23 protein-coding genes and 1 tRNA gene are annotated in these 24,898 nt (G+C 55.1%); 7 read left to right on the top strand and 17 right to left on the bottom strand.

The annotated features are described in order from the left end of the window. Positions 1-580 precede the first annotated feature (580 nt). Positions 581-1,840 (top strand): group II intron reverse transcriptase/maturase, encoded by a 1,260-nt coding sequence (gene ltrA, locus LEPIL_RS08295; RefSeq protein ID WP_246811966.1) that lies wholly within the window; start codon positions 581-583, stop codon positions 1,838-1,840. Positions 1,841-2,080: 240 nt separating this feature from the next. On the opposite strand, the gene LEPIL_RS08290 is transcribed toward ltrA, so the two are convergent. From LEPIL_RS08290 to LEPIL_RS08270, 5 genes are all read right to left on the bottom strand, one after another. Then, positions 2,081-4,222: a glycoside hydrolase family 36 protein gene (locus LEPIL_RS08290; protein ID WP_002771762.1), complete on the bottom strand. Its 2,142-nt coding sequence runs from the start codon at positions 4,220-4,222 to the stop codon at positions 2,081-2,083. Between the two features lie 104 nt (positions 4,223-4,326). Continuing rightward, on the bottom strand, positions 4,327-5,520 hold the full coding sequence (locus LEPIL_RS08285) for a galactokinase (RefSeq protein WP_002771760.1): 1,194 nt from the start codon (positions 5,518-5,520) through the stop codon (positions 4,327-4,329). A gap of 31 nt (positions 5,521-5,551) precedes the next feature. Further along, a complete protein-coding gene (locus tag LEPIL_RS08280; RefSeq protein ID WP_040918492.1) occupies positions 5,552-6,628 on the bottom strand; it encodes a D-alanine--D-alanine ligase family protein in 1,077 nt (358 codons plus the stop codon). Positions 6,629-6,666: 38 nt separating this feature from the next. Further along, positions 6,667-7,653: an ArgK/MeaB family GTPase gene (locus LEPIL_RS08275; protein ID WP_002771757.1), complete on the bottom strand. Its 987-nt coding sequence runs from the start codon at positions 7,651-7,653 to the stop codon at positions 6,667-6,669. Then, on the bottom strand, positions 7,650-9,674 hold the full coding sequence (locus LEPIL_RS08270; protein ID WP_002771754.1) for a protein meaA: 2,025 nt from the start codon (positions 9,672-9,674) through the stop codon (positions 7,650-7,652). The genes LEPIL_RS08275 and LEPIL_RS08270 overlap by 4 nt, the downstream gene beginning before the upstream one ends. A gap of 296 nt (positions 9,675-9,970) precedes the next feature. Here LEPIL_RS08270 and LEPIL_RS08260 point away from each other — a divergent pair, with 296 nt between their 5' ends. Continuing rightward, the gene (locus LEPIL_RS08260; RefSeq protein ID WP_002771752.1) at positions 9,971-10,960 is read left to right on the top strand and encodes an IS5-like element ISLil3 family transposase; all 990 of its coding nucleotides are present in this window, start codon (positions 9,971-9,973) and stop codon (positions 10,958-10,960) included. 211 nt (positions 10,961-11,171) lie between these two features. Here LEPIL_RS08260 and LEPIL_RS21865 read toward each other — a convergent pair whose 3' ends face one another. Continuing rightward, positions 11,172-11,774: a Crp/Fnr family transcriptional regulator gene (locus LEPIL_RS21865; RefSeq protein ID WP_002771750.1), complete on the bottom strand. Its 603-nt coding sequence runs from the start codon at positions 11,772-11,774 to the stop codon at positions 11,172-11,174. 152 nt (positions 11,775-11,926) lie between these two features. Between LEPIL_RS21865 and LEPIL_RS08250 the strand changes: the two genes are divergently transcribed. Further along, a complete protein-coding gene (locus tag LEPIL_RS08250; RefSeq protein WP_002771748.1) occupies positions 11,927-12,685 on the top strand; it encodes an SDR family NAD(P)-dependent oxidoreductase in 759 nt (252 codons plus the stop codon). Positions 12,686-12,756: 71 nt separating this feature from the next. Here LEPIL_RS08250 and LEPIL_RS08245 read toward each other — a convergent pair whose 3' ends face one another. The 4 genes from LEPIL_RS08245 to LEPIL_RS08230 all read right to left on the bottom strand — a co-directional run bounded on the left by LEPIL_RS08245 (position 12,757) and on the right by LEPIL_RS08230 (position 16,103). Further along, a complete protein-coding gene (locus tag LEPIL_RS08245; RefSeq protein WP_002771739.1) occupies positions 12,757-13,971 on the bottom strand; it encodes an acyltransferase family protein in 1,215 nt (404 codons plus the stop codon). A 79-nt stretch (positions 13,972-14,050) separates the two neighbouring features. Continuing rightward, positions 14,051-14,254: a hypothetical protein gene (locus LEPIL_RS08240; protein ID WP_002771737.1), complete on the bottom strand. Its 204-nt coding sequence runs from the start codon at positions 14,252-14,254 to the stop codon at positions 14,051-14,053. Further along, positions 14,254-15,093 carry a hypothetical protein gene (locus LEPIL_RS08235; protein WP_143464857.1) on the bottom strand — a complete coding sequence of 280 codons (840 nt, stop codon included), beginning with the start codon at positions 15,091-15,093 and terminating at the stop codon, positions 14,254-14,256. Before LEPIL_RS08235 ends, LEPIL_RS08240 begins: the two co-directional genes overlap by 1 nt. Before the next feature lie 161 nt (positions 15,094-15,254). Beyond that, entirely contained in the window at positions 15,255-16,103 is an 849-nt protein-coding gene (locus LEPIL_RS08230) for a flagellin N-terminal helical domain-containing protein (protein ID WP_002771733.1), read from the bottom strand. A 125-nt stretch (positions 16,104-16,228) separates the two neighbouring features. On the opposite strand from LEPIL_RS08230, the gene LEPIL_RS08225 reads away from it, so the two are divergent. Beyond that, the gene (locus LEPIL_RS08225) at positions 16,229-16,624 is read left to right on the top strand and encodes a hypothetical protein (RefSeq protein ID WP_002771732.1); all 396 of its coding nucleotides are present in this window, start codon (positions 16,229-16,231) and stop codon (positions 16,622-16,624) included. An 18-nt stretch (positions 16,625-16,642) separates the two neighbouring features. On the opposite strand, the gene LEPIL_RS24120 is transcribed toward LEPIL_RS08225, so the two are convergent. From LEPIL_RS24120 to LEPIL_RS08215, 4 genes are all read right to left on the bottom strand, one after another. Then, the gene (locus LEPIL_RS24120) at positions 16,643-17,017 is read right to left on the bottom strand and encodes a hypothetical protein (RefSeq protein ID WP_343287600.1); all 375 of its coding nucleotides are present in this window, start codon (positions 17,015-17,017) and stop codon (positions 16,643-16,645) included. Between the two features lie 20 nt (positions 17,018-17,037). Further along, a complete protein-coding gene (locus LEPIL_RS24115; protein WP_052608245.1) occupies positions 17,038-17,220 on the bottom strand; it encodes a mechanosensitive ion channel domain-containing protein in 183 nt (60 codons plus the stop codon). Continuing rightward, positions 17,190-18,212 carry a hypothetical protein gene (locus LEPIL_RS21850; protein ID WP_052608243.1) on the bottom strand — a complete coding sequence of 341 codons (1,023 nt, stop codon included), beginning with the start codon at positions 18,210-18,212 and terminating at the stop codon, positions 17,190-17,192. Before LEPIL_RS21850 ends, LEPIL_RS24115 begins: the two co-directional genes overlap by 31 nt. Before the next feature lie 99 nt (positions 18,213-18,311). After that, positions 18,312-18,396, bottom strand: a tRNA-Ser gene (locus LEPIL_RS08215). Positions 18,397-18,619: 223 nt separating this feature from the next. Here LEPIL_RS08215 and LEPIL_RS08210 point away from each other — a divergent pair. The 3 genes from LEPIL_RS08210 to LEPIL_RS08200 are packed head-to-tail and all read left to right on the top strand — an operon-like array spanning position 18,620 to position 22,334. Continuing rightward, entirely contained in the window at positions 18,620-20,215 is a 1,596-nt protein-coding gene (locus tag LEPIL_RS08210; protein ID WP_002771730.1) for an FAD-dependent thymidylate synthase, read from the top strand. Next, positions 20,212-21,207: an ABC transporter ATP-binding protein gene (locus tag LEPIL_RS08205; protein ID WP_002771728.1), complete on the top strand. Its 996-nt coding sequence runs from the start codon at positions 20,212-20,214 to the stop codon at positions 21,205-21,207. Before LEPIL_RS08210 ends, LEPIL_RS08205 begins: the two co-directional genes overlap by 4 nt. Next, positions 21,204-22,334, top strand: coding sequence for an ABC transporter permease (locus LEPIL_RS08200; RefSeq protein WP_002771727.1), 1,131 nt, complete (start codon positions 21,204-21,206; stop codon positions 22,332-22,334). The genes LEPIL_RS08205 and LEPIL_RS08200 overlap by 4 nt, the downstream gene beginning before the upstream one ends. 100 nt (positions 22,335-22,434) lie before the next feature. Here LEPIL_RS08200 and LEPIL_RS08195 read toward each other — a convergent pair whose 3' ends face one another. From LEPIL_RS08195 to LEPIL_RS08185, 3 genes are all read right to left on the bottom strand, one after another. Continuing rightward, entirely contained in the window at positions 22,435-23,064 is a 630-nt protein-coding gene (locus LEPIL_RS08195; protein WP_002771725.1) for a lysoplasmalogenase, read from the bottom strand. A 189-nt stretch (positions 23,065-23,253) separates the two neighbouring features. Continuing rightward, positions 23,254-24,087: a hypothetical protein gene (locus LEPIL_RS08190; RefSeq protein ID WP_002771723.1), complete on the bottom strand. Its 834-nt coding sequence runs from the start codon at positions 24,085-24,087 to the stop codon at positions 23,254-23,256. 78 nt (positions 24,088-24,165) lie between these two features. Continuing rightward, positions 24,166-24,897 carry a TetR/AcrR family transcriptional regulator gene (locus tag LEPIL_RS08185; protein ID WP_002771722.1) on the bottom strand — a complete coding sequence of 244 codons (732 nt, stop codon included), beginning with the start codon at positions 24,895-24,897 and terminating at the stop codon, positions 24,166-24,168. Position 24,898: the final 1 nt, after the last annotated feature.

The raw sequence follows: 24,898 nt of genomic DNA, 5'->3' as shown, positions 1-24,898 counted from the left end.
GCAACAGCCCATTCCGAATCAGAAAAACGCCACCCTTCTTCCTCAGTCGGCCCTCGTACTCTCAGCAGTTCATCTCTCTCCCTGTCTTCTCCGCGTTCCTCCGTGCCCTCCGGTGCGCCAGGATAAGCCTGTGTTCTCCCGTGGGTTGAAAGGTACCCACCCCGCAATTAGCCATTCGGCGGGTAGTGAAGCGTGCATCTGCTGGAGTAATCCATTTGGGTGAAGCCACGCGGATCAAATGTAAGGGCCGTAACAAAAGTGAACCGACATGAGCCTCGTTACACCATTAGCAGCGGCCAGCCTCTCGGAGTTGGTGAAGCCTGACACGGTCGGGGAAGCAATGGTTAGCACCCGACTGGCTGCTCGGGGTCAGAGCGGATAGCACTTGCAGAAGGAAGACATGAGGAACCTGGGAGGCCCGGTGAGGGATTCGGCAACGAGTGACAGGAATCCATAACTGTGACTCATCCTCATCGGGAGTCGGAGGAGTCCATAGTAGCGAGGAAGTCGGGTAATTCCGGTGGAGCGAAGGGACTCTGCCGAAAACAAGTTTGGATAAGAAAAGGAGTAAGACCGCTTGATGGAAACATCCTCTACGGAAGAAGGAAAGGGAACTGAGGCAGCGATACCGCTTAACCAGAAGGGACTTTCCGAGAAGCTCGCTCTTTTGAGATCGAAACTCTATCACAAGGCGAGGAACGAACCACGCTTCAAATTTTACGTGCTTTATGATCGTATCTTCAGGATGGACGTTCTGGAGGCGGCGTATTCACGAGTGAAAGCGAATCGCGGTTCTCCCGGCGTTGACGGGATAACCTTCAAACAAATTGAGAACAGCAAAGGAGGTGCGAAAGCATTTCTTGAATCGATACAGAAGGAACTGAAAGAGAAGACGTACAGACCAAGCCCGGTCCGCAGGAAGTATATTGCGAAGCCGGATGGAAGACGCCGTCCTCTTGGCATTCCGACGATTAAAGACCGAGTCGTGCAAATGGCGACTCTCCTGATTATCGAGCCTATCTATGAGGCTGATTTTCTCGACTGTTCCTACGGGTTCAGACCGAAAAGATCTGCACATACAGCGCTCGCAGAAATCAGAAGTCATATTCTGTCGGGTTTTCAGGCTGTATATGATGCTGATCTCAAAGGATACTTCGATTCCATCCCACATGACAAACTGATTCTCTGCGTTGAGCAGAGAATCAGTGACAGGTCGGTCTTGCGACTGATCCGGATGTGGTTGAAGACGCCTGTGGTTGAACCCCCCGACGATAAAGGGAGTCCACCACGCATCGCAAGATCGAAACAGGGAACGCCTCAGGGGGGAGTGATCTCCCCGCTGCTCGCGAACCTGTTTCTACATTACTTCGATAAGGTGTTTCATGGTCGTAACGGACCCGCTGTGTGGGCCAACGCAAAACTTGTTCGTTATGCGGATGACTTTGTCGTGTTGGCCCGGTATCAATCGGATCGCCTCACCGATTTTGTTGAGGGATTCATTGAAGCCCGCATGGGTCTTAAGATCAATCGTGACAAGACGAAGACAGTCAACTTGAAGGAGAAGAAAGCGAGTCTGGATTTTCTCGGGTTTACCTTTCGGTTTGATCGCGATCTCAAGGGCAGAAATCGAGACTATTTGAATGTGTTACCCTCTAAGAAAGCCGTGCAGCGGATGCGGGATAGGCTTAAGATCATGACGGGCAAGAAGATGTGCTATCAACCTATTGATGAGATGATAGGCGGTATCAACAGAACCCTTGTCGGCTGGTCAAATTATTTCGCTTCGGTTATCCAGCGGCTTCCTTTAGAAAAGTCAACTCCTATACAGTTCATCGCTTAACAGTGCATTTAAAGAGAAGAAGTCAGCGTGGTTTTCGCCCGCCGAATGGTGTGAGCTTCTACTCCCAGATAAGCAAAATGGGACTGCTCTATCTCAAATGAATACGCTCTGGGATGGTCTGTTTTCGGGAAAGCCGGATGCGGGAAATCTGCACGTCCGGTTTGACGAGGGGGAGGGCTGCCGGGCTTCCGGCACCCTCTCTACTCTACTGGTTAACCCTCTTCAGCTCTCCCGGTCCTCTCAATACTGCACGACCACAAACTGCCTTCCTTCCACCTCAAACTGGCTCACCGGCTTCGCGCTTTTCGCAAGGTTGCAGCTTCTTTCAAGCACCAGATAGGCCGGCCTGACCTGCATCGTGCGGTTTCGCCGCTCAACGTTCTTTGACGAATCCGAAGTCGCATCCAGATTTACCGAGAGCAGGTCGCCGGCGGGGAAGATATGTCCGGTCGTGCCGGCAAGCTCTCCGACCTGAAGCAGGCAGAGCGAATGATGCGGCTTGAGACGAACCTGGCCGCTTTGCATCCAGCTTGCATCGGGGATGTCGGCGACGCTGCCTGCATGAACACAGGAACGGAACCACAGCCCTTCAGGAAGATCGACCGTCGCCTCGCTATCGCGCAGATTGGACACAAGCAGATAGTTAAGCGGACGATCGATCATCTCGCAGGAAAAACGTATCGTATACAGGCGCTCGTCGTCACGCACGGCATCGACGCGGTGACCTATCTGCGGAAAGCAACGCGAGTACACGGCCAGCTCTTCTTCGTTATACGTGTGCACCGGATCAGACGTGAAGATCAAGCCGCCGAGCGCATGATTCAGGAGAAGCAGAGTCGTCTTTTCGGCCTGGTTCATCGGCAGCGGCATGGATTTCTCGGTGTCTTTCAGAGCGCGGAACGTATGACGCAGATAGAAGACGTCGGGATCGTTCCAGAAACCGCGGCCGTTATACGGATGGCGTCCGATCGTCGAGATCAGCGAGTTAAACGTCGAGACCCTCTCCTGATAGTTCACGGCTTTCAGCAGCCCGTCCTCCCAGGATTCTTTGACGTCGCTACCGATGCGGCAGTAATCGAAGCGACCCTCGGCGGACGACGGAGGAATCCCGCATCCAAGAAGCAGCGGCCCGTTCTTCTTATCTGGCGTAAACGCCTGGCCGGCCTTCCAGCCCGTCGCCTCGTGAATCAGGTTAACGCCATCGGCCATCAGCTGAGCCCGGCTCATCGTTCTCGGCTCCTGAAGAGCGGCTGCGTAGAGGAAGTCGAGTTTGAGCAGATCAAAATCCCATTCTTCGAGCACGACGCGAAAGACCATGTGCAGATACTCGCGCACCTCTTCGTTCTGTAAATCAAGCGCATAGAACCAGTAAGACCAGAGCGGATTGAAGCCGGCCTTGATCATGCGACCGCGACGGTCGCGGGCGATCCAGTCCGGATGTTCGCGCATGATGCTGGATCGTGCCTCGGCGACAAACGGCGCAAGCCAGAGGCCGGCCCGGTAGCCCGCCTTATGTATGCGATCGACGATGGGCCGCAGAGATCCACCGAACTCGGGCTTCAGATCGAACCAGTCGCCGACGCGACGCTGGAATCCGTCGTCGATCTGAATCACGTCAAGCGGAGCGCCCGTTTCGACGGAGCGATCGATGACGCTGTAGAGGTCGTCGGGCGTGAGGCGATTATAATGATAGTACCAGCTTGTATAACCCGTCGCCGGCTTTGCGCGAAGAGCGGGCAGATCCTTTAACTCGAAATAGCGCTGATACAGCGCCTCGAGGTCGGGTTCCTTAGCCTCTTCGATATACAGATCGAGCACCGTTTCTTCGCCCTGAAGGGCTCGGCCGTCAACATCTCTGTGAACAAGCACGGAACGGCCCTTAAATTCGAAGAAAGTAAAGGCGTCAAAATCAGAGACCGACCCCATGAGAAGGGCGCGATGTCCGTTTCGCAGCACGGTGAAGGCCTGGCTGCGTTTCGCGCCTTTGCCCGTGCGCAATCGCTTTTCGATAACGGGTATGTCGCTTAACGGACGCAGCAGCCATCGTGCCGGAGCAAGCAGTCGTCCGGGACGCTCGGAGGATCGATATTCGCGCGATCCGGTCCAGTCGTTGTAACCGTTGCAGAAGATATGCGCCGGCTCGGATGAGACGGTAAAGCGCAGAAAGAGATGTGACAGGCGCTGTTCGGTTTTCAGACGCATCTGCAGGCGTATGGCGTCGCCGCTTCGCTGTACTGTTAACGTGCCGTCGGCGCCTGGCCAGCTGATGCTGTATTTGGCGTCCGTATCGGGAATCAGGTTCAGGTCGATCTCGCGGGCGGGGCGGCCGTACAGCTCCAGCTCGATGGAGTTAAGCGTAAGCGCTTCGATAAACGATGGCATGAATGTCCTCTTCTGTTCAGTTTTTTCTTCGCGTTTTTTGATTATAGTGCATGCTATATTGCTTCTATTGAAAATCCACAGATGAAAATCTACAAAGAGAGATTCTATAAGACTTCTTCGTGAACGCCGTCCATCAGTTGAACGGCGAAGATGTCGGCCGAAAAATCCGTCGCCTTTCTATAGGCAGCTCCTACCGTTTCGGCGAAATCGAGAACGACGGCCGGATCGACCGTTTCAAGAAGAGCGATGGCACATCCGCCGAAGCCGGCGCCGGTCATGCGCGAGCCGATGCAGGCAGGATGTGCCCGACTGATCTCCTGAAGCGAATCAAGCTCAAAGCAGGAGACCTCATAGTCGTCGCGAAGCGAGCGATGCGATTCGTCAAGCAGCGCGCCGAATCGCTCGATATGGCCGGCCGATAAAGCGGCGATGGCTTCGGTAACGCGAAGGTTTTCGGTAACGGCATGGCGGGCTCGCCTGAAAAGAATCGGCTCGGCAGAAAGGATGTTCAGATCCTCTTCGGGCACGGCGACCAGATTCTCGTATTGCGGACGCAGCCTTTGAATCAGCGAGAGCGCCTCATCACACTGCGCACGCCTTTCGTTATACTTAGATTCGCTGAGCTTGCGCGGGCGGTTTGAGTTCATCACGACGATCGTATGCCGATCACTCTTAAAAGGAATGTAACGGTAGTCCAGCGTCTCCGTATTCAGATGCAGCGCATGGTCTTTTCGCCCCATCGCTACGGCAAACTGATCCATGATGCCGCACTGCACGCCGATGTATCTGTTCTCAATCGATTGCGCATCAAGGGCCAGTTGAATGCGCTGCTTCTCGTTCATGGCAAAGTCTTCGATTGATAGGGCCTGAGCTATATAGCCCGTCAGCACTTCGAGAGCGGCCGAAGAAGAAAGGCCTGATCCGACGGGAAGATTCGAGGCAAAGAGCACGTCGAAGCCCGAAGACACGTTTCTCAGGTACATGCGGATCATACCGATCGCATACCCCGACCACGATTCGGGCAACGCATCGGCTCGATCGGGCAGTGCGTCGAGATTAATGTCCACGCCGTTCGGCTGTTCTACCGATCGCAGCCGCAGCATGCGATCGTCGCGCCGGCGCAGAAAGGCGACAATGCCGCGGTCGATGGCCGCCGGAAGCACCGTTCCGCCCAGATAATCGATATGCTCCCCAATCAGATTAATGCGCCCCGGCGCGAAAAATACGCGCTGAGGCTTCGCGCCGAACTCGCTTTGAAAGCGCTCGATGAGCCGGGAGCGATCCAGTGTTACGGCCATTTTCAGCGAACCTCTCTGCCGATCATGCCGGTTAAACCCTCGTCGTTTTGAAGGCAGCCTGTCGTGCATGACGGTCCAGAGCGGCCTGCACGAGTCGGTCCATCAGCTCGACGCCCGGAAGCCCCGTAGCCTCCCACATCTTCGGGTACATGCTGATCTGCGTGAAGCCTGGTAACGTATTAATCTCGTTAACGAGGATGCGCCCGTCGGCGGTGAAGAAGACGTCGACGCGCGAAAGTCCTTCACAGTCGAGCGCCCTGTAGGTGCGCATGGCCGTTTCGCGAACGCGCTTCTGATCGTAGGGCGTAAGATTCGCGGGGATCTGCAATCCGGCGCCGTCAGGGTCCAGGTATTTAGCCTCATAGCTGTAAAAGGCATGCTTCGGTAGGATCTCACCCGGAACCGACGCCTCCGGGCGTTCATTCCCCAGCACGGAGCATTCGATCTCGCGGCCGACGATGGCCTCTTCGATCAGCACTTTAGAATCGAAGCGAAAGGCCTCGTCGAGAGCTGCCTTGAGCTCGGTCTCGTTTGCGGCTCGACTAACGCCGACCGATGATCCCTGCCGTGAAGGCTTCACAAATACGTAATCGCCCAGCTCGCGAAAGACCTCGGCAAGGTCGATCGTGCGATTGTGCTGTTCGACGAGAATGTAGCGCGCCGAGTCGATGCCGGCAGCTGCAAGCACCGGCTTCATCATCGCCTTATCCATGCACAGCGCCGAGCCGAGCACGTCGCAGCCGACGAAGGGAAGATCAAGCAGGCGCAGAAGCCCCTGTAGCGTCCCGTCTTCGCCGTTCGGGCCGTGCAGGACGGGAAAAACGACATCAACGCGAACGACGTCCCCCTGAGCGGTGCGCACCGGAGCGCTCTCGCCCGGAACAAAGACAAGCGGCGTTTTAGAAAGGGCGGTGATCTCATCGATTGTCGTCGGCAGCTCGCTCACCGCATCAAGCAGAAAGAAGCGGCCCTGCTGATCGACATAGACGGGGCGCACGTTATAACGACTGCGATCAAGGGTGCGATAGATGAAGCCGGCCGAGCGAATGGAGACCTCATGCTCTGACGACTTGCCGCCGAACAGGACCGCGATATGTTTAGATGCCATGTGAGGCATAGGTGTGCACGGTTGATGCGCCGTGCAACTCAAAAAAGTTGAGCGAACTGCCGGCGAGCGAGATCGAATCCGCCGTGCTGATCCATGTAGTTGCCCGATCCGCCCATCGCAACGAGCCGGCGCAGGCCATGACGCCCGTATTCATCGCGCACCCACTTCTCGAAATAGAAGACCTCTTTGCGATAGAGCTCCGCATCAGATCTGACGCCGCCGGCATCGGCAGCAAGCAGGCGGTGCCGGTTGGCTTGCATATCGGCGCTGAGATCGTCAAGGCCAAGCCCCGTTAAGGCGCTCACGCGAAAGATAGGCAGATGATCCTCGCCCGGGCGCACAAAGCCAAGCGATGCCTTCAACGAATAGTAGGTCTTTCGCGCCGGCTCCGTCTGGTCGGATTTATTGATCACGAAGGCGTCGGGAATCTCCATAATGCCGGCCTTCATAAACTGAATCTGATCGCCGGCAAGAGGCTGCAGCACAAGATAGACGCGGTCGGCGATATGCTGCACCTCGATCTCGTTCTGACCGATGCCGACCGTTTCGATCAAAACGTGATCGAAGAGATGATAGAGCAACCGGCAGACCGAGAAGGTCGTGCGGCTGATGCCGCCGAGCTCGCGATCCGACGCCTGGCTGCGAAAATACAATCGGTGTTCGTCGACGGGAAAGCGCACACGCGTGCGATCGCCAAGAAGCGATCCGCCCGAAACCTCACTGGATGGATCGACGGCTAACACCGCCACCCGCACCTTCGCATCGGCGGCGGCAAAACGAAGCGCCAGCTCGCCGACAAGCGTCGACTTGCCGGCTCCCGGCGTGCCCGTAATTCCCGAAAACGTCGCGCGATGTGAACGGCCCGATTCCTGAAAGAAGCGGATCACGGCGTCGCGCTTATCAAAGGCGACGGGGCGTGAATCCTCGAAAAGCGTGATCAGCTGCGCGATAGAATAACGATCTCCGTCGCGCAGCGCCTTTTCGGCAAGCTCCAGCTCTTTAGAAATATCGACGCCTTCGCTCACGCCTTTGCAGATGCCTGCTCTTCGACGACTTCCATGATACGTTCCATAATGTCGATGAGTTGGTAGTCGGCCGGAGTGAAGATGCGCTTAACGCCGATGCCTTCGAGCTGCGCAAAGTCCCCTTTCGGAATGATGCCGCCGAAGACGACGGGAATCCGATCTTTCGCGCCGGATTGTTCAAGACGCTCCATGATCTGTCGCGCAAGCTCAAGATGCGAGCCCGAGAGAATCGAAACGCCGATGATGTCGGCATTCTCGTCGACGGCGCTCTGTACGATCTCTTCGGGCGTCAGTCGGATGCCGGAATAGATCACGTCGAAGCCCGAATGGCGTGCCGACACGGCGATCATCTCGGCGCCGTTTGAATGTCCGTCAAGGCCGGGCTTGCCGACGACGATACGCGGACGGTGTCCGACGCGCTGTGTGAACGACTCGACGCGGGCGCGAAGGGCGTTCACGCGATCGTTCTCGAGGCTGAGGCGCTGGCCTTCGATGCCCGTCGGCGGACGATATTCGCCGAATACCTCGCGCATGGCGGCCGCCCATTCGCCGGTCGTGATGCGAGCAAGGGCGCATTCTATGGACGGCTCCATCATGTTACGGCCTTCGCGTGCCGCCGCCTTCAAAGCCTCGATGGCCGCCGCCGCTCTGGCCGGATCGCGCTTCGCCTTCGTTTCTTCAAGAGAGGTTAACGTTTTTTTAGCGGAATCGGCGTCGACCTTGAAAATGCCGCCGTCCTCTCCTGAAAGAAGAGGAGAGTCGATGCCGTCCGTCCATTTGTTCATACCGACGACGATCAGTTCGCCCGAGTTGATCTTACTCAGGCGTTCCGACATACTTTTTACGAGAGCCGACTTCATGTAGCCGGATTCTACGGCAGCTTGCACGCCGCCCATATCGAGGATCTTCTGAATCTCGCTGCGCGCCTGGTCTTTCAGATCGGCGACCTTCGATTCGACGACCTTCGAGCCGTCGAAAAGATCGGGGTACTCAAGCAGGTCGGTTTCGTAGGCCATAATCTGCTGCAGACGCAGCGACCATTGCTGATCCCACGGACGGGGCAGAGAGAGCGCCTCGTTCCATGCCGGAAGCTGCAGTGCGCGACAGCGTGCGTTACGCGAAAGCGTCACACCGAGCGCCTCGATCAGAATACGCCAGGCGTTATTCTCGGGCTGGTTCTCGGTTAATCCAAGGGAGTTCACCTGAACGCCGTAGCGGAAGAGTCGATACTTCGGATTCTTCACACCGTAACGTTCGCGGGTGATCTCCTCCCACAGTTCGCTGAAGGCGCGCATCTTGCACATCTCTTCTACAAAGCGGATGCCGGCGTTAACAAAGAACGAGATGCGGCCGACGACCTGCTCGAACTGATCCTGATTGAGATGACCGCGGGAACGAATCGTATCGAGAAGACCGATCGCGTTCGACAGTGCAAACGCCAGCTCTTGCGCCGGCGTCGCTCCGGCCTCTTGCAGGTGATAGGAACAGATATTGGAGGGATTCCATTTCGGCACGTTATCGATGCAGAACTCGTACATCTCGCTGATCAGCCGAAACGACGCCTCGGGCGGGAAGATATACGTGCCGCGCGCCAGGTATTCTTTAACAAGATCGTTCTGCGTCGTGCCGTTCAGCTTCGACACGTCGACGCCTTTTTCGCGGGCGAGGGCCACGTAAAGCGAGAGAAGCCACATCGCCGTGCCGTTAATCGTCATCGACGTGTTCATCTCTTCGATGGGAATCTGATCGAATAATACGTGGAAGTCGTCAAGGGAGTTGATCGGAACTCCGACCTTACCGATCTCGGGGCGTGAGATCGCATGATCAGAGGAATAGCCGCACTGTGTGGGCAGATCGAAGGCGATGGAAAGACCGGTCTGTCCGCGCTTCAGGCCTTCGCGATAGAGGTGGTTCGTTTCCCAGACGTTTGTGTGGCCGCCGTAGGTGCGGAAGATCCACGGCTTATCTCGTGTCGGCTTGCCTTCGGCGTCGCTGATGATGTGAGGCTTCTTTTCGCTCATCTCGTCCCCCTGTTATCTGAAGCTACGTTCGGCGAACGGGCGAGGCGAGCAAGTCATTTTGAACAGGGAGCGTCCCGGTGGCAGGGCAACGGGTCGGAGGATGGGGGAAGCGCAAAAATGTCAGCCGGAGAGGGGAGTTGACGGAGGGGTACAGGCGGAATTGCCAGCGGATGAGCGGAGTCCGACCGATAGGCTACAGGCATTATCAGGGCGCGACATAATAAAAATATCGGGACAATCGGCTTTGTTGCGCAAAAAAGGCTTGTACTTTGCGGCCCTAGCGACATAACGATATTATGAGCGCATTGCGGATAAAGGGAAAGCAAGATCCAAAGGTTCCCTATCGAGTTCTGAACTGGAGAGATTACAACAGAGGGCTCGTTAAGCGAGGGGATCTCTGTCTCTGGATAGAGGATGGAATTGAGGATCGCTGGTATTCCGTGGAAACACCGAATCGCCGGGGAAGAAGAGATAAATACTCTGATGCTGCTATTGAATGCGTTCTCGTTTTGAAGAGTCTCTTCGGGCTGCCTCTACGGCAAACAACGGGGCTGCTGGCATCGCTTTTCAAGCTCTCCGGATTGGATCTGGAAGTACCGGATTACAGTCGAATCTCACGCAGACAGGGTCGGCTCTCCCCTTCTATCAAATTGCCGAAGGGAATCCGATCAAAACCAATTCATCTTGTACTCGACGGAACGGGGCTCAAGGTTTTCGGCGAAGGCGAATGGAAAGTTCGCGAGCACGGTGCGGGGAAACGAAGGACATGGCGCAAGCTTCATCTTGCCATTGATGCAGGTAGCGGACAGATACTGACTGCGTTACTAACCCAGCGTGATACTCACGATGCGGAGCCCGCACCCGATATCATTCGATCACTCGTAAAGCAAGGCTATGACATAAAGGATTTTCGCGGGGATGGAGCGTACGATGCTCATAGAGTGTTTCTGACATGCTTGCAGCATGGAATCAAAGCCATTATTCCAAGCAGGGAAGGAGCCATTCTATCAAGCGAAAAATACGAGAATGCCATGGATAATACCTGGCCACGCGATGAAATCGTGAAAAGAATTCGGGAAATCGGAAAAGGAGGTTGGAAGACAGAGAGCGGATATTTCAAACGATCACTTGTAGAAATGGCAATCTATCGCTACAAGCGAACGTTCGGTGACCGCCTGAGCGCTCGTAACCTTGAGAACCAGCGGGTAGAGGTCGCTTTGCGGGCCTCTATGCTTAACAAAATGATCAAGACGGCTAAACCAAAAACAGAGAAGCGAATCAAGTAATAAACGTTCTGGAATCGAAATCCGGGAGGCCATTGGTTCAGATGATCTTTGCGCAACAAAGCCGGGACAATCCCAATGCGAACATAATATTCTTATGTCGCGCGCCGGCGACTGTGGCATTCGCGACCGCTCCGGTTGAATAGCTCCTGTAGCATTCGCTACCGCGCATGTAGTTTTCGTTGCCCCTCCCGTCGATCTGGCTCTCGCTCCTTCAAGCCCACCTTCTGTTACGGGCCTGTTGTGCTAACTGGCGACGGATTCTGGAAAGCGAGACCTCTGTAATACCGAGATACGATGCGATATGGACCTGCGGCACTCGCTGCACCAGATCGGAGTTCTGTCGGATGAGCTGCTTGTAGCGCTCCGTTGCATTGAGCTTCTGAAAGGTGAGAGTCCGATTCTGCTCCAGCCAGTAGGTGCTGAGTTTGCGGCCAAGACGATCAAAGATTGGATGCTGCTCGAATAGGGCGTTATATGCGTCTGTATCGGCGACAAGGGCTACTGTGGGCTCCAACGCCTGGATTCCACAGTCCGACCCCGAGCTGATAGAGCAACCCGAAGCAGGACTCAAGAACATGCCCTCCGTTAGAAAAAGCTTATTCACCTGCATCTGATCGCTCTGCCCTGAAAAATAACGCAGCAGGCCCGAGCAAACAAAGACCGTGACCGTGCGTGTATCGCCGGGTTGCTTGAGGAATCCCTGACGTGGAATCTTCTTTACATGAAAGATCTGCCGCATCATAGACCATGCGTCGTCGGGAATCTCCACCCACTGTAGCAGGCTCTTTCGCATCTGCTCATACGCCTCATGCATGCAATAATGTTAGGCAAAGAGCTGGCGAACGGCAATTCAATGTTGTGACCGGCCCTGGATACTGCTCCGGAACAAGATCTTATCATTTGTCTATGGCCCGATGGGATTACAGCTACTTAATCGATCCTGTGCATAAAGCACAGGAGGAAAAGATGGATAAACGTATTGCCCTGATCACCGGAGCAAATCAGGGGGTGGGATTTCAGGTTGCCCGGGAGCTGGCCAATCACGGGCTGACGGTGCTCGTCGGCTCACGGAATCATTCGCGCGGAGAAGCCGCCGCGAAAGAGATCGGATCATCTGCGCATGCCGTTCAGCTCGATGTAACGGATCGCACGTCGATTGCCGAGGCCGCTTGCAAGATCGACGCGCAGTTCGGACGGCTTGACGTCCTCGTGCAGAATGCGGGGATTTTCAGCACAAGAAGGGAGAACCTCGGGCTTTCTCTGGTTGATTATGCGCCGCTGGCTCTGCCGAGCACGGTATCTCTTGATGAGGTAAAAGCGATCTGGGAGACGAACGTATTCGGTGTTCTTGCCGTGTATCAGGAAATGCTTCCGTTGCTTCGGAAGTCAGAAGCTGGCAGCATCGTCAATGTTTCGAGTGCGATGGGATCGCTGAACTTGAATGTGGATCCTGATTCTCCCTATCACGGAATGTTCGGTCCGGGCTATTCTGCGTCAAAAGCGGCCATGAACGCAATCACGTTATCCATGATGGTCGAGCTTGAGAATACTCCGATCAAGGTAAGGCTTGCTTCTCCGGCTTTTACAAGGACTGCGCTGACCGGTTTTACGGGCTTTGAAACCGTAGAAGACGGGGCTCGCGAAGTCGTGCGAGTGGCCTTGCTCGGGCCCGATGAACCGGCCGGCACGTTCACGCAATGGCCGAACCAGACGATCCCCTGGTGATGGTTTAGCGTACTTGATATGAATGCTTGATTCGCGCGGCATGGCATGAGAGCCCGATCGCCGTCATGCGCTCATGCCTCGCGAAATCTTCTCAGAACTCGGTCACGAAGCTTCATAAACGGAGCCTCGACGACGACGTACATGAACCAGGCCATCAGGAAGCTGTAGACGATGGCCGAGACGGTGATCAGCGATAAAAGAAACGGCGTGATGGGCTCCCCGATCCTGTAGTTCTTACTGAAGGCCACTCCCGTTAAGAGCATATGCCACAGATACATACTGTAGCTGACTTTTGCCACGGGGATGAGCGGTCTGATGCTCAGCGCTTTTGCCAGCCATGTTTTTCCATGGATCCCGACGAGAATCATGCCTCCATAAGAAAGGTCGGCAAAGTTGTAGCCAAGCGCATTCTCGTAGTTGGCCTCGTTGATATTCCACAGGTGGCGCAGGGCATACAGCAGCACCGAAGCGATGGCTAACTTGCCGGCATGATGATCCATCAGGCGGTTGTAAAGATCTCGCCAGTCGTGAATGAAAACGGCGATGAGAACCCCCACAAGTATGGAATCGAAGCGTGTATGGCTGTAATAGTAGACCTTGAAGGCGCTGTCGGGAGTGACGGAAACATAAAGATAGTAGAGACGAGAAAGGAGAGGAATGAAATAGAGTGCGAGAAGAAAATACAGGCGATGCTTCCGCTCAAGCCGGAATATAAGCAAAGACGCAAGAAGCGGAAAGACGAGGTAATACTGCTCTTCAATACTCAAAGTCCAGCCATGTTCCACAAGCCGACCCTGAACGAAGTTCGACAGGTAGAGCAGATCCCAGATTCGGTTGGCGTATGACGCCTGCATGTCGGCAAGCATGCGCTGCTGATCGGCAGTCGGCTCGGGAAGGCCTTCGACGATTCTGATCTGCGCTCCGACGAAGAAGATCATGAAGAAGACGAGAATGTAATAGGAAGGGAAAATGCGAAACGTACGTTTTAAAAAGAAGATGCGAAAGTCGATCCTGCCCTTTTTCTTCCATTCATGCAGCAATCCGCTTGTGATCAGATAGCCCGAAAGCATGAAAAACAGATTCACCGTTGTCGTGAGATTGGGAAGAAATCGACCGGCGATTTCGGGCATCCAGGTCAGATGTGTATTTGAGGCCACATGCCACGCGTGATATACGATGATTCCAAGAATAGAGAGCGCCCTGAGTCCATGCAACGCCCGGATTTCGTTTTCGGCAGCCGAGAAGGGAGAAAAGATGTAAGCCGCTGCTTGCTTGATAAAGTTCATCTGGCCGAGTACCTGTTGATCAGAGCAGGATTAGAAAGGCCCGCTCGCTTTCAAGACCATTTTGGATCTGGAAATTCGCTCACATATCCTTCATCAGATCGCGGATGGCCTTGCTCAAATCGGCAAGGCCTATCAACAGAAATACGATCGGTATCCACGGTCGCACGCGACGCTTTGCGCGGAGCTCGGGTGGAGTGCGAAAGTGAAGCACGAGCATCCACACCGACCATCCGATCAACATAGCTCCGAAGGCAAAGCCCAGTATGTGGCTGTAGACGTCCATCAGTAGCTCTGCTCGACTCCGTAGGCGTCGCGTCCGGGCACGGGCCGGAACTCGTATTCGGGAAAGAGCTTCGCGAGAGCATCGGTGATCATCTCGGCTGTGGAGAGGTGTGTGCGTACTCCCACTCCGAACTCGTTCGAGCCGGCATCGACGATGTATTTGCGCGGCTCATTCGTGGCGCTGACGATCTTGATATGCCCGCCGTGGTTCGGCCGGAAGGCGATCTCTTCGCGCTCAAGCTTTGCAAGCGTTTCGCGATGCGGCTTCGTTCCAATCGAATAGAACATCGGTTCGGCGACGCTTTCCCTTGGAATAAAGGCAAGATACGTCAGATGCTTGCCGTCATGCAGCGCCTCGATCATCTGCCGGAAGCGTTCGATGCGCTCTTTACGCACGTTGATCTTCTCGACAAAGCGACCGATCTTCAGCTTCTGCTGCACGGGAACGAAGACGTTTTTCATCTGATCCGATGAGGCGAAGTCGAGGATCTGTTCGGGGCTGTAGACGCTTTCCACAAACTCCAGGATGGCCTTCTGTTGCTGCGTCTCTGAGCGGAAGAGGGCCCAGTCCTGGATCAGCTTGCGGGCTTCGGGCGTCTTCGAGCTTGTAGCAAAGCTTGTGCTGTGAACGTAAACGGCATCTTCGGGCTGCAATGTGAGCAGGCCTGCATCGGCGACAAAGGCGCCGGCGCTTAAATCGATAACGTTACCGAGAACGAGACCGTTGTCGCGAATCTCAAGCAGACGGCCCTGCTGATCTTTTCCTGATCCGAGGCGGCGAACGACGCTGCCGACGGCGAGGGTGCGATAGTCATCTACCTTCTGTAAATACGCTGGCATCTCCATAAGGTCAGAAGACGCAGCCATCGGTAAACTGACGACATAAAAACTGTGGCCGGTGAGGGCTTTTTTTCGACCGGATCGACCGGAATAGCCGACGAAAAAGGCGCCACTTTTCAATTAGAAAAGAGGCGCCGATTCGGAGGTCTGATCTCGTTCTGTTAACGAAGAAGCTGCATCACGACCTGCGGCTTCTGATTCGCCTGAGCGAGCATCGCCGTCGCCGCCTGTGTCAGGATCTGATAGCGGGTGAAGCTGATCATCTGCTCCGCCATATCAGTGTCGCGGATGCGAGATTCGGCAGCCTGGATGTTCTCGTAGGCGTTCATGAGGCCTTTCGTCGCATGCTCGAGACGGTTCTGATAGGCGCCGAGGTCGGCGCGCTGCTTCGAGATGCGGCGCAGGGCGTCGTCGGCCAGTCCGATTACGGAGTTAGCCTTACCCGGAGTACTGATCGAGATGAACGTCAACACCGTCGGATTGCGAAGTCCGAGAGCGGCGGTCGTCATCGTGTTAACATAAACACGCTCGCGCTGATGCATGTTGGCTCCGATATGGAACCACATAGAAGCGGACGGATTCATACGAGCGAAGGCGCCTGTGAGCATCTTCATCTTGTTGAACTCGGCCTGCGAAGCGATACGATCGATCTCGTCGATGAGCTGTGAGATTTCGACCTGAATCTGCTGTCTGTCTTCTGCTGAATAGATACCATTAGACGCCTGTACTGCAAGAACACGAATTCGCTGAATCATGTTCGCCGTTTCTGACAGATATCCTTCCGTGGTCTGGATGAAACTGATTCCATCCTCTGCGTTTCGCGTCGCCTGACGAAGACCCTGGATCTGCGTGCGCATCTTTTCAGATACGGCCAGACCTGCGGCGTCGTCTCCGGCGCGGTTGATTCTCATACCCGAAGACAGCTTCTCGCCGTCTTTCATCGAGTCCACGTCGTGGAACTTCAGGGTGCGATGCGAAAAGATCGCGCTGAGATTGTGGTTGATGATCATGGATCGACCTCCGTGTGTTTCCCTGTAAATTGCTTCGGTACGTTGGCCGAAAACTTGTACATTTTTTTTTGAGCGAGCGAATATTTTCAGGATTGCCGGGCCGTCCGGGCCGAAATCATCTGCTCATGATGCAAAAGATTCGTTTTTATTCTATCGTAACGCTTGTTGTGGGCGGAGCTCTTTTGATTGGGGCGGGCAGTTATATCATAATCGGTTCGTATTCTGAGGGTTCTCGCGCCGGCCGCCTCATCAAGCTGACGAAAAAGGGCTACGTCTTCAAGACCTATGAAGGGGAACTCGACATGGGCGGCATCAGCACCATCCGCGAGCGGCGCAGCGAAGAGGGCGGCATCACCTCCATCTGGGATTTTTCGGTCGACAAAGACGATCAGCGTCTCATCGAGCAGCTCGAACGCCTTGGAGGCCGTAACGTGCGGCTGCGCTACGAAGAGCGCTTCTTTCGGCTTTTCTGGGAGGGCGAAACCCGCTATTTCGTGACTGGCGTTGAGGCGGCGGACTGAAAGCAGGGAAGGCGAGAGTTATTGCTTCTGCCTTGAGCGACCTGTTTTCGCCTTCACATCCTTCTCACGGGAAGGTGTTCTGTTCACCTTTTTTCTGACATAGTTTTCGGGTATGGTGAGCGCATTTCCGTCCCGGTTCGCTTCATAATGTGGGGAGAGTATCTCAACGCCGGCTTCGTTGAAACAGTCGAGAATATGACGATGCATGTCTGAGTGGATGCCTGCCATCTGCTGTGGTTTTTCTGTATACCCGTTCAATTCATAGGCAACGCTGAAATCCGAAAGAGCCGTCTGAAGAACAAAAGGCTGTGGCGTATCGAGAATGCCTTCCGTGCGTCGGGCCGCTTCGAGTAGCAGACCGTGTACCTTCGGCCAGGGGACGTCGTATCCGATCGTAACCGTCGTATGCAGGATCAGGCCTTCGCTTGCGGCGACGGCGCTGTAGTTGATGATATGAGCGCCAAGAACGAGGCCGTTGGTACCGTTACCTCTACGTTCTTCGCTGTACGGATGCGCGTCACAAGCAGGGTTTTCTCGACGACGTCGCCCATCGTATCGGCGATCTTTACTCGATCTCCAATCTGAAAAGGGCGCATATAGGTGAGAACCGTGCCGGCAACCATATTGGCAATGACGGCCGTCGACCCGAGAGAGAGAAGGAAGCCGAGGAATAGCCCGACGCCTTTGAAGGCCTCGAACCGGGAAGATACGGAAAGATCAGGACCGCCGTGAAGGCCAGGAGAATAAAAACAGCGAGTTTATACGTTGTGTCGGCCCATTCCGGGTGAAATCCGGCGATTTTCGTTCGTCCTGTTGACAGGCCTTCGAAAAACGATCGGAAGAAACGCATCGTATAACGCACGACGATAAGCGTGATGACGAGAAAGAACAGATTCGGCAGATAGCCGACGAAGCCATCTGCCAGCGATCGTAGCGGGCTCAGCACATAGGACAGGATGCGGTTGCTCCAACCCGAGGAAAAAGCAAAGAAACTGAAAAGCAGAACAAGTAGCAGATACGCCGAAACAACGTAAACCGTATACTTAATAAGAACATATGCATTCGTCGTAGTCGATCGAACCTGAGCTCCGCTCAAGAATTCCATGCCGCGCCATCGCAACGGACGCATCTGCGGCAGAAGCGAAACACGGATCTGCTTTTCGCCGATCTGAAAGATCGAACGCAGGCCCGCGAAGATCAGCGATGCGATAAAGAAAAGCAGGATGGTGCTCAGTGCTCCGCGTATCAACGGAATGGCCGATTCGCGAAACTCGGCTGTTGCCTGACTGAGGCCGAAGGAGACGAGGCCATAGATGATGCTCAGGTAAAGAAGTAGATGCATTACCTTGAACAGACCGGTGATCCAGCGTGTCAGGAGTCGCGGGCTGAGAATGCGAATGCCGCGAAAAACGACAGGATTGACGGATCTGTTGAGAAGGCGTGCCGTGCCGAGAATCAAACGGCGCACGAGGCGTCGTATCAGTATGAGGGCGCCGATGATGGCAATGAATGCCGCAGTGCCGAGCCCGACGTAGAGAGCATACTGCGAGAGAATATCTATATCGATGTTAGATCGAAAATCCTGCATGATCGTCTGTCCTTGCAGGAAAGAAGCGACCGCTCCTCCCTGACATCAGGAGACTTTTTCATACGGGGATTGCGGGGGAAAGTCAAGAAAGATAAGCAGCGGAGAGGGAGGGATTCGAACCCTCGGTTCCTTGCGGAACACCTGATTTCGAGTCAGGCACATTCGACCACTCTGACACCTCTCCGATGGAAGACAGGATTTTCAGCGGCATCCGACGGCACAGCATTTTTTTACACGGAGATCGCTCGCGTGAAGTATCCTTCCTCCGACAGAATTCGAAGCGAGTTCACAGTGTGGAGCCGGCGACAGAACGAAGCGCTGGAGCCTGACAGGCAGGGGCTCGGGCCTGCTTTCTTCCAATAAAAACGGTTTCCGCAAAGAGGCACCGGCGGTTTTATGTCCGGAATATGAACGGCCCCGTCGTCCGGCTGATCGATGCCACCCGCACCCCCTACGATCTTTCCATTGCGTCGGCCCGCACCTGCTATTCTTCGAAGGGCATCATCTACCCCGAAGACGTTTCGGCCACACCGAAGGCGGTCGAGCTGCGCGATCGAATCGCCCGCAGTACGCTCCAGGCCGGACACCTGACGACGCGTCAGCATCCGCATTTTATTTTTACGATCGACAACGTTAGTCGTCATCTTGTCTGGTGCTTTCTGCATTCGCATCCCTTCTATAATTCCGAGCAGGTCAGCCAGCGTTATGTTGAGGTGAAGGCCGATCGTTATCATGTGCCTTCGTCGCTTGATCGCGACGAATCATTGCGATCGCTCTATCTGCAAGTGATGCAGAAGATGACTGACGCCTATTTTGAGTTGATCCGGCTTCTTGAGCCCGAGGCCGAGCGCATCTTCTATTCGATCTTTCCGGCGAGGCGCAAATCGCACGATCGCTGGAAAAACACGATCCATAAAAAGGCGATGGAAACGGCGCGCTATGTGTTGCCGGTGGCCACACATACGTATCTCTATCATACGATTAACGGACTGACGCTTCATCGCTATCGACGTATGGCGCAGGCAAGCGACGTGCCGCGCGAGGCGAAAGATCTCGTTGATGCGATGTGGTTTGCCGTCTGCGACCATGATCCGCTTTATGCTGCCGAGATGCGTGATTCTCTGCCTCTTGAAGAGACGACGGAATACCATTTCTTCAACGAGTTCTTTGGAAGCAACCGGTCAGAGTCGCTCGGATTCTCGGGAAGCATCGAAAAACAGATCAGCAAGCAGTTTGTGCGCGAATTCGACGAGACGCTGCAGGGCCGTATCGCTCGCCTCTGCGGATCGAACGCAGAAGCCGTGCGCACGCTTGGAGCGTCGGTGCGTGCCGTTCTGGGCATGCCGTCTTCGGCGTTATCCGATGCCGAAGCGATGGCGCTTCTTCTGGATCCGGCTCGCAACCGCCATCTGGGATCGACGCTTAACGAAAGCACGATGTCTCGCCTGACAAGAAGCCTGTATAACGTACAGTTCACGTATCAGAAGAAGATCTCGCACACGGCCGACAGTCAGGATCAGCGACACCGTACCGTTCCGGCGTCGCGTCCGGTACTGATGCGGCAGTTCACCGGCGATGTCGATGCGATCGTACCCGAGCTGATCGAGCAATGCGAGCCTGCACGACAGTATTATAACGAGCAGCTCGCCGATCTCTTTCGCACCATCGTGCGTTTTCTCGACGCCGGCGGCACAGAAGAAGAGGCCGTGTATATGCTGCCGAACGCCTTTCCCATTCGCTTTTACGAAAGCGGCGATCTCTTGAATCTGCATCATAAATGGAAGGCCCGCACCTGCTACAACGCTCAGGAAGAGATCTTTCGCGCCTCGGTCGAGGAGCTCGATCAGGCGGCTGTCGTCCTGCCCGGTCTGACCGACTGGCTGCGCGCTCCGTGTTATTTGCGCAAACGATCCGGCGAACGACCGTTCTGCCCTGAAGGGGATCGCTTCTGTGGTATTCCCGTGTGGAATCAGGAGCTTTCAGAATACAGGAGAGTTTTATGAGAACGCGACGGGGAAGCGCAAGCGAGGCCGTCATCGTCGTCGAAGACGTGCAGAAGCGTTTCAAGGATACGCATGCTCTGAAAGGAGTATCGTTAACCGTACACAGGGGGGAGTTTATCGGTCTTCTCGGTCCGAACGGAGCGGGCAAGACGACGCTCATCGAAATCCTCGAAGGCATTCAAAAAGAAGACTCCGGCCGCGTCACGCTGCTCGGACGTAGCTGGCATGACTCCGTTCAGGCCAGAGAGCTGCGTGCGGGAATCGGTCTTTCGCTTCAGGAGAGCCACTTCTTCGAAAAATTGCGCGTGCAGGAGATTCTCGAGCTATTCGCCTCTTTTTATGGAGTCGGGCCGGATCGCGTCGCCGAGGTTTTGCGCCTGATCGATCTCGAAGCGAAGGCGCGCAGTTATACGTCGCATCTTTCAGGCGGACAGCGGCAGCGCCTTGCTCTCGGTGTCGCCGTTTTGCATCGACCGCAGATTCTCTTTCTCGACGAGCCGACGACGGGGCTTGATCCCGGAGCACGTCGATCGCTGTGGAACATCCTGAACGACTTAAAGCGCGAAGGCATGACGATGCTGCTTACGACTCATTATATGGAAGAGGCTGCCGTTTTATCAGATCGCATCTTTATTCTCGACCAGGGGCGCTTCATCGCCGGAGGCACACTCGATGAACTGATCGACGCTAACGGCGGAGGCTACTTTATACACTTTCGCATTCGATCGGTGTCGGGATTCTCTAAGGCGTTTGAAACGAAATTCCGCGGCAAATATATGTCGCTGACCTTTGACGCAAAGACGGGCGAGGGTACGGTGCATGTTAGCTCGTCAACGGCCTTTCTTGCTGCATGGCCTTCTTTTCTCAAACAGCAGAAGACGGAGCTTCTCTCTCTTGAAATACACCGCATGACTCTCGACGATCTCTTTCTTGCCCTGACCGGACGCAGCCTGCTTGAGGACGAGAGCGCAAAAGAGAAGGAGGAAGCATGAAACAGTTCGGCCAGTTATTGTTGATTCACTTTCGCGAGTTCTTTCGCGAGCCTGCTGTGCTGTTCTGGGCGCTTTTCTTTCCCGCCGCACTGGCCGTCGTGCTCGGATTCGCCTTTCGCGCACCGGCAGAGCTGATCGTCGACGTCGGCCTCATCGCCGAAAGTGCCGGCTCCGAAACAGGGGCACGGTCAGAACAGGCCGATCTTGCGAAGCACGCCGATCTCGTGAAGCGTCGCATCGACGGGCTCGGCGGATTCCGTGTGCATGTGTATAACGAAGAGACGGCCGGCCATGCTCTGAAGCGCGGCAAGGTTCGCGTCGTTGTCGTCGTGCAGCGTTCCGGATTGATCTTTCGATATGACCCTGCATCTGACACGGCCGTAAAAGAGGCAGCGCTTCTCAAGGCCGCTCTGTTAACCGAAGCTTTAAAGAAACAGGGAAGGGCTACAGGCGTGACGGGGCCCGGCGAAACGACGGCCGACGATAGCTCCGGCACGGGTATTCGAGAAGAAAAGCTCAGCATCCCCGGAACGCGATACATCGACTATCTGATTCCGGGCCTGCTTGCCTTCGGTGTGATGAACGCCTGTCTGTGGGGCATCGGCTGGTCTCTTATATCTCTGCGCATGAAGAAGCTTCTGCGTCGCATGGCCGCCGCTCCGATGGATCAGAACCTGTTCTTCCTGTCTTTTGCCACCGCACGCATCCTGCTCGTTACCGTTGAGGCGGCCTTCCTTATGCTGATCGCCTATCTCTTTTTTGACCTTGTTCCGGTCGGATCTCTGGCTTCACTATTTCTGATGCTTGTTTCGGGCATCTTCTGCTTCGCGGGCATGGCCGTTCTGCTTGCCTGCCGCACCGAGAATACTCAGGTGGGTAACGGACTGATCAACGCCGCCGTCATGCCGATGATGCTTGTTTCGGGCGTCTTTTTCAGCTATCACGGCTTTCCCGAGTTTCTACAGCCGGTGATCCGGGCTCTGCCGTTAACCGTGCTGGCCGATTCGGTACGCGCCGTTTATCTCGAAGGGCAGGGGATCGCCGATCTGTGGAAGTCTGTTCTTATTCTTGTCGCATCGGGGGCGGCCATGTTTACCGTCGGCCGCCGCTTCTTTAAGTGGGGGTGAGGGCTTCCGGTCGTTTTTCCGAAGCAGAGAGACGACAGGATCGTTTCGAGACGGGCCCGTATAGCGGCTGCCTGCCGTTATACGGGCAGTAATGCGCGAGTTATTCGTCCTGCTCGCCGATGAAGCCAAGGGCGATCATGGCCTGAGCCGCATAATATGTGAGCATGATCCAGAGCCCCGAAAGCGGAACGGGCGTATGGAACTTGTTCACGGCGATGATGGCGTCCGAGATTACAAAAAGCACCGTTCCGATGGGAAGGATGAGCGAATCCCGACTTCGCAGGAACGAGAGTGCCGACATGGCGGCGATGACGCCGATATAGGCGTAGACCGGAATGGCAAGCTCGCCCAGCATCGGACTCAGCCAGACGGAAAGCAGGGCGGCGACTATAAGAACGGCGACGGCCGGAACGGCGCGTGTAGCGCTGAACTTATAGCGGCGCGTCCATGCGGCAATATAGAAGAGATGACCGATCAGGAAGCTGCTCAGGCCCGGCACAAAGTGGCCGAGTGCCAGGGCAACGTCTCCGCCTGATCCGAAAAGCAGGCCCAGGGCGACAAGGCGTCCCTCAAGGTTGCGCACCGTCGTGAAAACGAGGTAGCAGAGAAGCCAGATCGGAATCGTTTTCGGGATAAAATCAAAGGCGAATCGACCCACTGTGTTGTCGACGATCATATAGAGAAGACCGGCGGCTATGGCGACGATCATCATCCATTTGCGTGATTGCATGTACACCTCATCTGCTCTTTATCTGGCTGAACCAGCTTGAGCCTTCTTCGGTCGAGGGCTCTTGAAGTCAGCACTGATCTGATAAAGATGCATTGTTTTTTCTGAATCCGATTCAGAACAGCCTGCCGTTTACGTCAACGATAAAGGGCTGAGGATCAGTCTCAAAATTTGGGATACATCCTGCGATATTTACTGTTCTGTCAGCCTGTTGAGCTCTGGCGGCAGGTCAGGCATTTCTGAATCGGTCCACATCCAGTCGCCGATGACGTTGACGATGGGCGGCCGATCCTCGTCAAGTGCGCGCAGAAGCGCCCTTTCAAGGTCGGATTGTGTGGTCGCTCGGTGCGGCTCAGAAAAACGAGATCCAAACGCCTCGCGCTCGGATTGAAAGGCATAGTCAAAAAAGAAATCCGAGAACTTCTTTCCCGATTCCTTCCAGCGAGCGCCGAGATCAAGGATCTCGCTATGGAGCGTGTCGCGAAGAGAGCGCTGTAAAAGCAGGCCGATGCCTCGTGTGGCGCGGCTTTCGAACGTGCCGGCTCGAATCATCTGAAACGATGGATCGGTGACGGCCAGACGTTCCTGAGCGATCTTCGCAAAGGCCATCGACCCGTATGCGGTTAACGTATGCGGCAGCCAGTAGAAGGCCGAAAATCCGATCGTGCGCGGGCTCTTGAGACGCTCATGCAGCTCGATCATGGGCTGCACGGAGAATCGCAGAGCGGCTCTGATGTCTTCGTCGGGAGTTTTCTTAATGGGATAGCCGATCGGGCCGAAGGCCGGAGTGAAGACGAGGCCGTCGACGGCCGATACGCCGGCTTTTTGCAGCTCATCGCAGATAAGGGTGACGGCATTGTCACTATTAAGGTCGATGTGGTCGATGGTAAAGCTGGCTCCGTTTACGGTTTTTTCACCGGAGGACGTACCGAAAAGACGTGCGTCGGGGTAACGCCTTCGCAGCACGTTTAGGGCTGCCTGACCGGCGACGCTTGATCCGCCGACGACGAGAAATACCGGGCTCATAATAAAACTCCTTATAGTTATTCTGTACTGATAAAACTCGACTCCCGTTTTCTGGTGGCTTCGGGAACCGGCTGCGAGCTACGAAATGCTTGAATAACCGCTTCTGTGTTGCTTCAAATACGGAATCACAAGATTGAGGACTTGCGTCGCATAGTCCTCAACGGAGATCTTTCTGCGCACATACTTATATCTCTTCAGATACCAATCTTGCAGCAGGGCCTTGATCATCGCCGCTGTCATAAGAGGATTTTCACAATGGAAAACGCCCGTTTGCACTCCTTCTTCGATAATGCTTGCAAAGATCAACTCCGTCGATTGTTCGAGCACGATAGAGCGCCGCTGGTCTTCGTGCGTGAGGCCCTTTGCTTCCATAAAAAAGAAATAGAATATTTTCGGGAAGGCCTCGCTCAGGTAAAGATGCGCGCAGATGGCCGCCTGTAGCTTCGCGCCAGCTTCCGAAAAAGAGATCATAAGCTCGTCAAAGATTTCAAGCACGGTACGCTGCCCGCGCTCGAAGATCATGCGAAGAAGCTCTTCCTTGCTGTCGAAATACGCATAGAGCCCGCCCATACTCATCTCAGCCTCGCGACTGAGATCGCGAAGACTCATCGCCGCAAATCCCTGCTTCTGGCTTAAACGTAATACGGCCCTTATAATGCGTTCGAGATTCGCGACGGCCTTCTCTTCTTTTTTGATGCGGCCCTGAAACAACCGATCATGGTAGATCTGTCGCGCAAGACGAGCCGTCGAAAGCGGATACTCGGCCGAAAAATCACGAAAACGAAGCGGCAGTTCGGCAAGAGCAGGCATG

Origin of the sequence: Leptonema illini DSM 21528 (assembly GCF_000243335.1) — a bacterium.
GTDB classification, from domain to species: domain Bacteria; phylum Spirochaetota; class Leptospiria; order Leptospirales; family Leptonemataceae; genus Leptonema; species Leptonema illini.
The sequence above is the reverse complement of the archived record's forward strand: the minus strand, read 5'-3'. Positions and strand labels throughout refer to the sequence as shown.